At 39.1% G+C, this 13,218-nt stretch carries 10 protein-coding genes; 6 read left to right on the top strand and 4 right to left on the bottom strand.

The genetic code is table 11. The features are described from left to right. Positions 1-22: 22 nt before the first annotated feature. The 5 genes from C1721_RS15095 (at position 23) to C1721_RS15080 (ending at position 3,619) form a co-directional block, all read left to right on the top strand. On the top strand, positions 23-226 hold the full coding sequence (locus C1721_RS15095) for a Sec-independent protein translocase subunit TatA/TatB (protein WP_102409014.1): 204 nt from the start codon (positions 23-25) through the stop codon (positions 224-226). A gap of 5 nt (positions 227-231) precedes the next feature. Next, positions 232-1,077, top strand: coding sequence for a twin-arginine translocase subunit TatC (gene tatC, locus C1721_RS15090; RefSeq protein WP_102409013.1), 846 nt, complete (start codon positions 232-234; stop codon positions 1,075-1,077). 113 nt (positions 1,078-1,190) lie between these two features. Continuing rightward, the gene (locus C1721_RS15085) at positions 1,191-1,970 is read left to right on the top strand and encodes a Cof-type HAD-IIB family hydrolase (protein ID WP_102409012.1); all 780 of its coding nucleotides are present in this window, start codon (positions 1,191-1,193) and stop codon (positions 1,968-1,970) included. Between the two features lie 258 nt (positions 1,971-2,228). Continuing rightward, positions 2,229-2,390 (top strand): hypothetical protein, encoded by a 162-nt coding sequence (locus tag C1721_RS16235; protein WP_187117317.1) that lies wholly within the window; start codon positions 2,229-2,231, stop codon positions 2,388-2,390. A gap of 230 nt (positions 2,391-2,620) precedes the next feature. Beyond that, positions 2,621-3,619 (top strand): M20/M25/M40 family metallo-hydrolase, encoded by a 999-nt coding sequence (locus C1721_RS15080; RefSeq protein ID WP_102409558.1) that lies wholly within the window; start codon positions 2,621-2,623, stop codon positions 3,617-3,619. Between the two features lie 885 nt (positions 3,620-4,504). Here C1721_RS15080 and C1721_RS15075 read toward each other — a convergent pair. The 4 genes from C1721_RS15075 to C1721_RS15060 all read right to left on the bottom strand — a co-directional run bounded on the left by C1721_RS15075 (position 4,505) and on the right by C1721_RS15060 (position 11,614). Next, positions 4,505-5,758 carry an acyloxyacyl hydrolase gene (locus tag C1721_RS15075; RefSeq protein WP_102409011.1) on the bottom strand — a complete coding sequence of 418 codons (1,254 nt, stop codon included), beginning with the start codon at positions 5,756-5,758 and terminating at the stop codon, positions 4,505-4,507. Between the two features lie 165 nt (positions 5,759-5,923). Beyond that, positions 5,924-9,040: an efflux RND transporter permease subunit gene (locus C1721_RS15070; protein ID WP_102409010.1), complete on the bottom strand. Its 3,117-nt coding sequence runs from the start codon at positions 9,038-9,040 to the stop codon at positions 5,924-5,926. A 7-nt stretch (positions 9,041-9,047) separates the two neighbouring features. Next, positions 9,048-10,169: an efflux RND transporter periplasmic adaptor subunit gene (locus tag C1721_RS15065; protein ID WP_102409009.1), complete on the bottom strand. Its 1,122-nt coding sequence runs from the start codon at positions 10,167-10,169 to the stop codon at positions 9,048-9,050. Between the two features lie 41 nt (positions 10,170-10,210). Next, positions 10,211-11,614 carry an efflux transporter outer membrane subunit gene (locus C1721_RS15060; RefSeq protein ID WP_420872738.1) on the bottom strand — a complete coding sequence of 468 codons (1,404 nt, stop codon included), beginning with the start codon at positions 11,612-11,614 and terminating at the stop codon, positions 10,211-10,213. A gap of 209 nt (positions 11,615-11,823) precedes the next feature. On the opposite strand from C1721_RS15060, the gene C1721_RS15055 reads away from it, so the two are divergent. Next, entirely contained in the window at positions 11,824-13,206 is a 1,383-nt protein-coding gene (locus C1721_RS15055; RefSeq protein ID WP_102409556.1) for an ABC transporter ATP-binding protein, read from the top strand. Positions 13,207-13,218: the final 12 nt, after the last annotated feature.

The following is a 13,218-nucleotide window of genomic DNA, read 5'->3' as shown; positions in this document are numbered from 1 at the left end:
ACATTATAATTACAATAATATCATGAATGAATTACTATTTCTTGGAAATTTGGGAACAGGCGAAATTGTTATAATCGCTATTGTTGTGTTGTTGCTTTTCGGTGGTAAGAAGATACCCGAACTAATGAAAGGCATTGGAAAAGGTGTGAAAAACTTTAAGGATGGTGTTAAAGGGTTAGAAGACGATATAAAACTAGACGATAACAACGATACAGATAAGAAGTAAAAAAGATGCAACAAGAAGAGATGTCATTCTGGGATCACCTGGAAGAACTTCGTTGGACTTTATTCCGTTCTATTCTAGCACTTTTTGTCTTTGCTATCGGTAGTTTTGCCTTTATGCGTGATCTTTTTGATCACGTAATTATGGCTCCTTGTTATTCTGATTTTATTCTTTATCGATGGTTGTGTGAGCTAAACACGTGGCTTGTTAATATAAGCACATGGTTTGATGTTTTGCCTGATTTTTGTAATGATAGCTTTCATGTAGATATTGTTAATATCAAGCTGGCATCTCAATTCTTCACACACATGACGACCTCGTTTTGGTTGGCACTTGTACTGACGTTTCCGTATTTAATGTATGAGATATGGAAGTTTATCAGTCCGGCTTTATATGAAAACGAAAAGAAAAATATCCAGTGGGTATTCTTTTTTGGAACGATTATGTTTTTTCTGGGATGTGCCGTAGGCTATTTTATGGTATTCCCGATGACACTTCGTTTCTTGGCAACGTATCAGCTGAGTGCAAATATTACCGAACAAGTCTCTTTGGATTCATATATGGACAATTTCCTGATGCTGATCTTTGTGATGGGGATTGTATTTGAAATGCCATTAGTATCATGGTTACTGTCGAAATTAGGATTGTTGCACAGAGGGTTTTTCCACAAGTACAGACGACATGCTATTGTGGGCTTACTTGTTGCCGCAGCATTCATTACACCGAGTAGTGACCCGTTTACATTAAGTGTTGTATTTTTCCCGTTATACGGACTCTATGAATTGAGTGCTTTCTTTGTAAGGAAAGCTCCGAAAGAAGAGCCGGATGATGATGAAGAGGAAGAAAGTGAATAAACGAAAGATACATATAATTTGTAAAAGACGCAATCTTGAAGAGGTTGCGTCTTTTTTTATATTTCCTTGTTTTTATGTACTTTTGCAAGTATTAATCAGGTAAAGTTTAGGTTATGATAAAAGCGGTCTTTTTTGATATTGACGGAACATTAGTCAGTTTTAATACACATAAAGTACCTCAATCTACTATCCAGGCATTGGATGAGTTAAAAAAGAAAGGTATAAAAGTGTTTATTTCCACCGGTCGCCAATATGGTTCAATTGATAATCTGGGTGACTTGCAGTTCGACGGATATATTACTCTGAATGGCGGCTATTGTATGGCAGGCACTGATAAAGTTATTTATAAACACAGTATTGCAGAGGAAGATATTGATGCTTTATTGGAATATGAAAAAGAGAAAGGAACGTTTCCGTGTTCATTTGTTACGGATGAAGGTATTTTCTTGAATTATAAAGATGATAAGGTGGAAGAAGTGTTTCGCCTGATTAATTTTCCGGAACCACCCGAACAACCTCTTCAATATATGAAAGGAAGAACGGTTTATCAGCTTTTAGCTTTTTTCGGGCCGGGCGAAGAAGATAATAGTGTTATGACGGTTCTTCGTCATTGTGAATCTACGCGCTGGAATCCGTTATTTGCCGATATAATACCGGCTGGAAGCAATAAAGGCGTAGGAGTAGATAAGATTATAGAATATTTTGGTATCTCTTTAGATGAAACAATGGCATTTGGAGACGGAGGAAATGATATTTTGATGCTTCAACATGTAGGAATAGGTGTTGCTATGGGAAATGCCGGAGATGAGGTAAAAAAGAAAGCCGATTATGTAACAGCTTCTGTTGATGAAGACGGCGTATATAAAGCCTTGAAGCATTTTAATGTTATTTGAAACATAAAAACAGGATTATGATAGACGAACTGCCTGCTTATAATCTAGGATTTGTAATAGACTACTTAATAGTAAGTTGAAGTCTGTTTGATGGGATAAAAGGCTTGAAAAAATGAAAAAAGAAAATAATTTCTTATGTTTTACAACATTTTCTCAAATAAAATGGTTATCTTTGTACCGTGATTAAAGAGATAATTAGGGTATCAATAAACTAACCATACTTTCCATGAGAGGAAAGTAGAATAAATAAAAAAGATTATGATGATGAGAGAAAATGAAAAAAGCCTTAGAGCTTTAGCGATGTTGCGTTATCAAGCAGACCGTTATCAAGCGGCTGGAAATGGATCAATGTGTCAGCGAGTAAATGCTGAAATCCGTCGTCTTACAAACGAGATGAACGCAAATGCAGTAAAGAATTAAATACTGCAACCTATTTTTGAAGTAAAGTAAATAACATTTTAGATGCTTTCTCACCTCCCGTATTTAACGGAAAGGTGAGAGAAAAAGAAAGGAAAATCCGGCTTTCGGCGCTGATTGGCAGCGAAGAAAAGCCTTTTTTTATTTTACGGCCTTCTTGTTTTCATTTAAACTTTTATCTTTGTAGCAATAAGCTGAAACTATTTCTGGATAATGAATATAAATGTGATAAGATGAAGAAAACAGGATATCTTTTAGTGTCATTGCTTTTAAGTGCTCCTCTTTGGGCACAATCTCCCCAACAAAAAGGTTTGGATATAATTAATCAAGCTACGGCAGAAGCCCATGTCGGATTTCTGGCGAGTGATGAATTACAAGGACGTGAGGCTGGTTTCCATGGTGGACGAATAGCCGGCGAATATATTGTTGCTAACTTAAAGTCGATGGGTATAGAGCCATTGGGCGATTCCTATTATTATCCTTTTGAAGCCTATCGGTTAGAGAGGCAGAAAAAAGGCCGTTGGCAAGTTCATCCTGACTCCATAGCCGAATTAAGGAATACAGTGCATCAGAAATTATCATTGAATAATATACTCGGAAAGATAGAAGGAAAGAATCCGGATGAATATGTTATTGTTGGTGCCCATTATGATCATTTGGGTATTGATCCGATGCTGGATGGTGATCAGATATATAATGGTGCGGACGATAATGCTTCCGGCGTTTCCGCCGTATTGCAGATTGCCCGGGCTTTCCTTGCTTCGGGCGAACAACCGGAAAAAACAGTGGTATTTGCATTTTGGGATGGAGAAGAGAAAGGATTACTTGGTTCTAAAGCTTTTGTCCAGTCTTTTCCTGAAATGGATAAAGTAAGAGGATACTTGAATTTTGATATGATTGGCCGTAATCATATAGAAGACAGGCCGAATCATGTGGTGTATTTCTATACGGAATCGCATCCGGTATTTGGCAAATGGCTGAAGGAGGATATAAAACGATATAATTTGAATTTGGATCCGGATTATCGGCCATGGGACAATCCGGTTGGAGGCAGTGACAATGGTTCTTTTGCTAAGTTGGGCGTTCCTATTATATGGTATCATACAGACGGCCATCCCGACTATCATTTACCCAGTGATGAAGCCGATAAAATTAATTGGGATAAACTGGTAAACATAACAAAAGCCTCTTTCCTTAATATGTGGAATATGGCCAATGAAAAGAAATTTTGATAATAATTGATATGATCCTACTAAAAAAGGGTGTGCCTCTACTATGAGGTGCACCCTTTTACTATTAAAGTGGAATGAATAAAATTCAAATTAAAGAAATGGGGTATTATTTTTTATTGTAACCCCATTTAACTAACTCAGACTGACCAACAAGAGCAAGGCATGCCAAGCAACTTGTCCAGAAATGTTTAAATAAACTTTTCATAGCGCTTTGTCTTTTAAATTAATAAATAATGTTCTGTGTGCAACCACACTAAATTGATAACCTAATAGTTGGAATTTGAAGACTAAAATTGAAAACCTAAATCATAACCTAAACCTAAAATACCTGTTCAAATTCCAAAATACCCAATAATTCATTTTAAATATCTTGGTTTTACCAAGCGCGTAAAACCAAGATAGTCCAGGGCTGAATCCCCAGTAATTTAACGTAACGTCTAAACAATCTTTTTACCATAATGCCTAATAATTATGTTTTACAGCACAAATATACGTGCTATCTAAATACGTTGTACTCTCAAAAAGCAATTTAATGCAATTGTAATGTGATTTCTTGATATATGATAAAAAATGAGCTTCTAACCCTTAATTGAGATATTATTATTGTAGATGTAATGGATATTTAATGCTGTTTTCCTTTATAACTGATCGGATCACAGCTGTGATTCATATAGATCACAATGGTGATCCAATCAGATCACAGAAGTGATTTATATAGATCACGGTTGTGATCTGATTAATAGTCCGGCATTTTCGGGTTAAAATCTTATATCTTTCATCTTATATACATCGGTTTAGGTTCAAAAGATCATGGATAATCTTCCTGAAAACATTCGGTTTTTAGATTACGCGCATTAATTGATAGCGCATACGCGAATATTTCCATTAACGGTGGAAAAGCGGATACTTGTTGTGGAAACGATAACCAATACCCAGCATCAGGTAGTTGGGCGTATGGAAATTTTGAAGGTTATAACCAATATGAAGGAATGAACTCCGGGTCAGTTCTACTTTGAGGGCAAGTACCTGGTAAAGCCCTTTAAGATCGCCGCCGCCGTGCAGAACGTTTGCCCCTATACCGACATTGACGGTGAAGTAGGGCATCACGTATTCTATTCGTCCCGAAAGTCCCAATGCCAGTTGGTTTTTAAGCGGAGGTTTATAAAATGGCTGTTCCGTACCAACAATATAATCTTCCGTATAAATATTGGCACTGCCGTCGTAGACACCGTCTAAAGATACGCCGGCACGGAACTTATATCCGAAGTTGTACATAGGTGAGAAATTAAATCCTACTACCGTATAAGCTCCCGGTGCAGCTACTTGTTGGTCTCCGAATGCAACTCCTTTCCGTCGCCATGAACCGAATAATACCATGTCATAGCTAATATGGCGGGGAAATTCGGGAATGACAGGTTGAAACATTTGTTGCGAAAGATAATTATCCTTTCTGTTGAAGTTGTAAACCAATCCGACCCGTAAACCTGCCGTATTTAATCCTCCGTTGGGGTATTTTGTGTTTCCGTTAGAGAAATGAGACAGGTCGACGCCTGCCGTAAAGTCGAATAGCTTTGACAACATCCATTTAAAATGGAAGTTAACGTCGAGATAAGCATTTATTCTTGAACCGATTACTTTGTTGTAGTTGTTGTAATCATAATCATAAGGAGTCCATCCTGCCGACGCTCCGAAATTCCATTCGTAATTAATAGATAAGCGAGGAGTAAGCTGTGCTATGCGTGCTCCCTGAAATAGGTAAAAAGCAAACGGATTACCTAATTCATGTCTGTCTCCGAAATTATAATAGGCCAGCCCTATGCCTTGATAGACACCTCTATATATATGGTCGGCATATGTATCCGGAGCAAATTGGAATGAATATTTCAAATGGGCTGAGTAGGCGTTTCTGAGAGGTTTTTCAAAATAATTATCTCCTCGGAAGAATGAATGGGTCGGTATAATATATGTAGGACGTCCCTCTATTCCTAACCTGTGGATAAAGCGGCGGGATAAAGGTATCGTATCCGTATTTGTTTCCGCTTTGTTGTTCTTTTCTCCATCCGCAAAGGAAACATTGGGTATAAAAGATATTACTGCTAAAATAATCAGAACTTTCAACATCTTCATTTTGAATTTCATACGCCTCACTGATCCTTGTTATTTGTTGATATATCCAAAGCTGGAATCCAAATTATTTACAAACATAATGATTGTATTTGAAATAAGAATAAGATGGCCTATAAAATTACTGTCATATTTCTTTTTGTCAAGTTATTTTAAGTTTTGCTATCATAATTCAATCATTTATTTTTTCTTTCCTTTATTCAACCATTTTTCCTGTATGGTTTGCATTAATTCATAAAAATTCGGAATAAAGGCGGTCGCAAATATTGTGTTGATAGCCATACCGAATACAACAGCTGCACCTAAAGCTATACGACTGGCCGCTCCTGCTCCGGTGGCAAACAATAAAGGCATAACTCCAAGTACAAATGCAAAAGAGGTCATTAAGATAGGACGCAACCGCGTATGTCCTGCTTCTAACGATGATTCGCGTATGGAATTGCCTTGTGCATGGAAATCTCTTGCGAACTCAACGATAAGGATACCGTTTTTAGCTGAAAGGGCAATCAGTAAGATAATACCGATTTGCGTATAGATGCTTATAGGAACTCCCATAACGAAACAGCCTAATACGGCGCCCAGTAATGCGATGGGTAATCCCATAATTGCAGCAACCGGGCTTGTCCAGCTTTCATATTGGGCGGCAAGTACAAGAAAGGCTACCAACAACGCCATAATAAAAATAGTACTGGTTGTTGAACCTGCCTGAGTTTCCTGATAAGCTACCGAAGTCCATTCGTATCCGAAATTGTCACCCAAGTATTCTTGAATTAATTCTTCCATAGCTTTGATGCCTTCGTTGGAGCTGTATTTAGGATTGACTGTACAGGTAATAGATGCCGACGAGTACATATTATATAAGTTTATCTGATTCAATCCCAGTTGTTCTTCTACCTGTGTAAAAGCGGAGAAAGGTACCATATTCCCCGAATTGTTTTCGAGACTTAGTTGTAACACGTCATCTATTACTTTTTGCGATTGGTCGTTCGCTTCTATCTTAACTTGGTAAATGTGCCCGAACTTAACAAAGTCGTTTACATAAGCAGCTCCCATATAATAGCTCAGTGTGGAGAAGACACTACTTAATTCCAATCCCAGGAACTGAACTTTATCACGGTCTATGTTCAATTGGTATTGAGGGACATTGGCTTGATACATACATGACAGATTGAGCAGTTGAGGCTTTTCGTGATAATGTTCCAGCAATGTTTCAATAGCATTTTGCATTTCAGTAGGACCTAGGTTTCTCCGGTCTTCCAATTGTAATTGCAAACCTCCGGATGCACCGAGCCCCGGAATAGCAGGAGGAACCATGCCGAATATCTGTGCTTCCTGTATGCCGGATGCTTCTATATTAAAACGGTTTACAATGGCCTGTGCTGTATGTGCCTTGCCTTTGCGTTCTTTCCAGTTCTTGAGGATCACGAAATAAGTGCCTGCATTAGGTTGCTCACCACCTCCCATGATAGAAAATCCGCTTACGCTTACATATGATTTGATTTCCGGATATTGGCTTAATATCTTGTCTACTTTCCGAGCTACAGCTTCTGTCCGGTTTAAACTGGCAGCCGGAGGTAATTGGGAAACGACAAGAAAGTATCCGTCATCTTCTTCCGGAATGAAGCTGGTAGGCCAGCGCATGAACATGAGTATGGCTATTACGGTAATTGCTGCATATACCAATAGTGCAACAGCTTGGTTTTTTAGTAAATGACCTACAATGTTGTCGTATAAATTCTGTGTCTTATTAAACAGCTTATTAAATCCCTTAAACAGAAAGAATTTGGATTCTTTGCCGGGTTGAAGGAACAAGGCGCAAAGAGCTGGCGTTAGAGTTAGTGAGTTTATGCCGCTTAATACTGTTGCTGCAGCAATAGTCAAAGCAAATTGCTTGTAAAGCTGTCCGGATATGCCACTGATAAATGTCGTAGGAACAAATACGGCAAGTAAAACAAGAACTACACCAATGATAGGACCGGTAATTTCACGCATGGCTGCCGTGACGGCTTCGCGTGTAGTGTATTTACCTGTATCTAATAAACGCGTGGAGTTTTCCACCACGACTATCGCATCATCTACCACAATAGCGATGGCAAGGATAAGGCCAAATAATGTAAGTGTGTTGATGGAGAATCCGAGCGCAGACATGATAGCCAGCGTACCGATTAAAGAAACCGGAATTGTGATACATGGAATGATTACTGCACGGAAGTTTTGCAGAAACAGGAAAATGACTAATACAACCAATAAGGTTGTTTCCATAAAGGTGATGAGTACTTCATGTATGGAAGCATCTATTACATCAGTTGTATCGAGAGTAACCTGATATTCCACTCCTTCGGGTAGGTTAGTGGCAAGCTGCTTCATCTTTGCCTTTACAACTTTAGATACGTCCAAAGAATTTGACCCCGGTAGTTGATAGATGGCAATGGCGGCACTCTCATGTCCGTTTAATTTAGAAACAACATTATAAGAAGAACTGCCCAGTTCGATACGGGCAACATCTTTCAATCGAAGGATTTTCCCACCTTCGTCGGTACGTAATATGATATTACCAAATTCTTCAGTATCGGTAAGCCGTCCGCGTACGGTTAATGTGTATTGAAACGGATCATTACTATTGGCTAACGGTTGCCCTACATAACCGGCGGATACTTGTGTGTTTTGAGTTGAAATTGCTTGAAAAACCATTTCGGGAGTCAGGTTCCGGATGTGCATGGCATTGGGATCTAACCATATGCGCATACTATAGTCTCCTGCTCCCATTACGCTAACAGAACCAACCCCAGGCAAACGGGTTAATTCATCCGTTAGATTCAGTTGTGCATAATTACTTAAATATAGCCCGTTATATACAGGATTTTTAGAACCTAATGTGAGTAGCATTACAATGTTGGATGACTGTTTCCGTGTTGTAATGCCTTGTACAATGACGGCTTCGGGCAAGCTGCTTTGGGCAATACTTACCCGGTTTTGTACCATGACGGTTGCCATGTCAATGTTTGTCCCTACGTCAAATGTAATAGTTAAAGAATAAGTTCCCGAACTGGAGGAAGTGGAGCTCATATAAAGCATTCCGTCTACTCCGTTAACTTGTTGTTCGATGGGTAATCCTACGGTTTGCGCAACTGTTTCTGCATCGGCACCGGGATAGACGGCAGATACTTGTACTGTAGGAGGCGTTATCTCCGGATATTGCGCAATAGGCAAGATATTAAGCGTTACCAATCCGGCTACTATAATAATCAGAGCAAGTACTGTGGCGAATATGGGCCTGTTTATAAAGAATTTAACCATAGCTTTCTTATTTTATTGGCTTAATAGTCATACCGTCCCGTACTTTCAGTAAGGCGGTGGTAACATAGCGTTCGTTTGGTTTAATACCACTAATAACTTGTCGCAAGGTGTCGTCTATTAATTGTCCGGGTTCGATATGACGGTATTTTACTACATTAGAATCATTCACTACGTAGAGATATTTTCCTAGTTGGTCGGTACCAATGGAAGCATCCTGAACAAGGATGGCTTGTTTTTCTTCTGCATAAGGTAATGTAATAGTGACATAAAGTCCGCTTTTTAGAGTACCTTCCTTGTTGTCCAGATTGGCACGTACATTTAATGTTCCTGTAGATAAGTCTACGTTGGGAGATAAATAGTCTAACCGGCCGGTATAGCTTTGTTTGCCATCTTTGCCAAGATGTACAGTTACTTCTTTAGGCAACCGTACTTCTTCATGGTTGTTTTGGGCATTTTGCATGAGCATCTTCATGAATTGATTGTCTTCAATATTGAAATTGGCATACATCAGATCGTCTTTGTAGAGTGTAGCTAAAGTTACCGGTTGAAGAGAGCCGTTGATATAATTGCCTATATCATATTTACCACGCGTAACTTTTCCATCGAAAGGAGCTCGCACATAGCAGTAACTCAAGTTCTTTTGGGCTGTATTTAATTCGGCTTCCGAATTCTTTACGGATGCTTCGGCTTCGGATACGGTAGCTTCGGCTTGAAGAACCTGTATTTGGCTTACTGCTCCACTTTTGGCAGCCTCTTTCATTCTTTCGTAATTACTGCGGGCGTATTGTAGCTGGGCTTTGGCTGTGTTTACAGCAGCTTCCGCCTGTTGTACGTTATCTATGTAAAGATCGGGTTCTATAACATATATCAGGTCTCCTTTCTTTACTTTTTGTCCGGGTTTCAGATAAGAAGTCTGTAAATATCCGTTTACACGTGCAACAAGATTTACCATAAGTTCGGAACTCAGATAACCGGGATAATCTTTTGTTAATGTGATATTACGGACTTCGGGAAGGGCTACGCTTATGGAGGGTGCCGGCATTTCCACAGGGCGGTTGCTTTTTTCTTTACAAGCAGCCATTAAGAACAAGACTACCGTAATAAGGCTATATTTTATAAATGTATTCATTGTACATTGTATTTATGTTGTCAATAATTAGTTACACACGGTCAGTTGTTTTCATTCCATCCTCCTCCTAATGCCTGATACAGCTGAATGAGACTGAGTAATGAACTTCCTTTGGCTTTAGTAAGTTCGTTCTCATAAGAGAGTAGGGAACGTTGGGCATCGAGAACATTCTGGAAAGGAGTAAGTCCCTGTTTGTACAGGTCGAGAGAAAGTGCTAATGTTTCTTTGCCTTGATTGACGACTTCACGTAAAGCAACGATTTGTTTAATGGAATTTTTGTAAGCACTCATTGCATTATCGACTTCTTGTATGGAAGTTAATACCGTTTCATTAAACTGCCGGATGGATTCATCCAACTGAGCTTTTGCCAGTTTGGTTGCTTGCCTTAATTTATTCCCTTGAAAGAAATTCCAGGTAAGAGTGGGGGCAATCTCGTACGTTAGACTATTGTGATTAGCAATCTTGTCAATATCGTGGGAAGCGAACCCGATTGAACCTTTTACAAATATCTGCGGCCACCAGTCGGATTTGGACGCGCCCAATGAAGCGGCTTGTGCGTTTACTTGCCGTTCGGCGGAACGAATGTCCGGACGACGAAGTAACAGATTTGCAGGAATACCGATGCCGACAGGTTCAATGTATTCCGGCAGGGGATGTTGGGTTTGCATTATCTTTTTTACATCCCAAGGGTATAATCCCATCAATACTCCTAATGAATTTGTATATTGAATAATACCGGCTTCCAGCATCGGTATGGATGCTTTTGTATCATAATAGACTGATAAAGCCTGTGCAACGTCGAGTTTGGACACAAGTCCTGTTTCATACCTTTTTTCGGTAATTTTGACTACAGCCAGCTGGGATTGACAGTTCTTGTTTACAACGTTTAATTCTTGTTGCAATTCCCTCATGTTGATATATGCTGATGCCACTTGGGCACATAAAGAAACCATTACTGCATTGTATTCTTCCTTAGAAGCTGCAAAGTTTTCTTTTTGTGCTTTTACCCGATTACGAATACTGCCGAATACATCTATTTCCCAGTTCATATCCAGTGTCGCATCCGCATATTGGGTAATAGTTTGAGGCAGTGAGCTGGTATTGCCACTGCTTTGCTGACGGTTCCATCCGGCATTTAAACCGAATGTAGGAGAATAACTTCCCTGCTGTATACGAAGATTTGCTTTTGCCATAGCAATACGGTCTGCTGCCATTTGAACGGAATAATTCTGTTGTATGGCAACAGCTATCAGGGAATCGAGTAACGGATCATTAAAATTCTTCCACCAATGATCATCTATCGGCAATGTTTGTTGGAAATCGTTGCTGCTTTCTTGCCATGTCTCCGGCAGTGATCGTTCAAGATACTTTTGCCCGTTCTGGGCATAAACCAGGGGAGACATTAAAAAACAAAGTACAGCGTAATACCATGTACGTAAACGTATATGCATAATGTTTTTTGTTTAGATTTAATTGATAACAGCTGGAAAAAGGAATTGTTTTGTGCTTTGTATTCCATTTATAATGAACTTTTGTTATAAACGATCTCTTTATATGGAATAGGGTTTGATTATCCTGTAAATTATATACCTTTGTGCCGCTTTTCAGAGAAGCGTACGGTTTATTGTTTAATTTGATAGTTTGGGGATATATTATGCAAAAGTCCGATTGCATTATCAGCGTGGAACATGTCTATAAGTATTATGGAGAAAAGGCTGTGCTGAATGATGTAAATTTGTTTGTTCGCAAGGGTGAGTTTGTTACCATTCTAGGTCCTTCGGGCTGTGGTAAAACAACACTTTTACGTTTGATAGCCGGATTCCAGACCGCTTCGGAGGGAGAGATCTCTATAGCAGGAATGGAAATAACCCAGACGCCTCCTCATAAGCGTCCTGTTAATACTGTATTTCAGAAGTATGCGCTTTTTCCACATCTTAACGTATTTAATAATATAGCTTTCGGTTTGAAACTGAAAAAGATGCCGTCTGCTACTATTGAGAAGAAAGTGAAACAAGCTTTGAAAATGGTAGGTATGACAGATTATGAAGACCGTGATGTGGACTCACTCTCCGGAGGTCAGCAACAACGCGTAGCTATAGCTCGTGCTATCGTTAATGAACCGGAAGTGCTTTTACTGGATGAACCATTGGCTGCTTTGGATTTGAAGATGCGTAAGGATATGCAGATGGAGTTAAAAGAAATGCATAAGTCTTTGGGCATTACTTTTGTTTATGTGACGCATGATCAGGAAGAAGCATTAACACTTAGCGATACCATTGTTGTTATGAGTGAAGGTAAGATACAACAGATTGGTACTCCGATGGATATTTATAATGAACCTATAAATTCATTTGTTGCTGATTTTATAGGAGAAAGTAATATACTGAATGGTGTTATGATAAAAGATAAACGTGTCTCTTTTGCCGGCCATGAATTTGAATGTGTAGACGAAGGATTCGGCGAGAATGCTCCGGTAGATGTTGTTATTCGTCCGGAAGATATTTATATCTTTGAACCTTCCGAGGCCGCTATGCTGACAGGGACAGTAACTTCTTCTATTTTTAAAGGTGTGCATTTTGAAATGATGGTACAGACACCTAACGGATATGAATTTATGGTTCAGGATTATCACTGTTTTGAAGCTGGAGCGGAAGTTGGCCTTTTAGTAAAACCGTTTGATATTCATGTTATGAAAAAGGAACGGACCTGTAATACTTTTGACGGTAAACTGGTTGATTCTACTCATGTTGAATTTTTGGGCTGTGTTTTTGAATGTAAGGAAGTTACGGGTATTGAGCCTGAAACTCCCGTTAAGGTTGAAATAGATTTCCAGGATGTTATATTGGAAGACAATGAAGAAGATGGTAAACTGACTGGTGCAGTTAAGTTTATTTTGTATAAAGGGAATCATTATCATCTGACAGTTTTTACTGATTGGGATGAAGATATTTTTGTTGATACTAATGATGTTTGGGATGACGGAGACCGTGTTGGTATTACGATAGCTCCCGAGAATATTCGAATCGTTCACAGTTAAAAAGGGAAGGAA

Origin of the sequence: Parabacteroides bouchesdurhonensis (assembly GCF_900186615.1) — a bacterium.
GTDB classification, from domain to species: Bacteria; Bacteroidota; Bacteroidia; order Bacteroidales; family Tannerellaceae; genus Parabacteroides; species Parabacteroides bouchesdurhonensis.
Note: the sequence above shows the minus strand (reverse complement) of the source record. Positions and strands in the feature narration are given on the sequence as shown.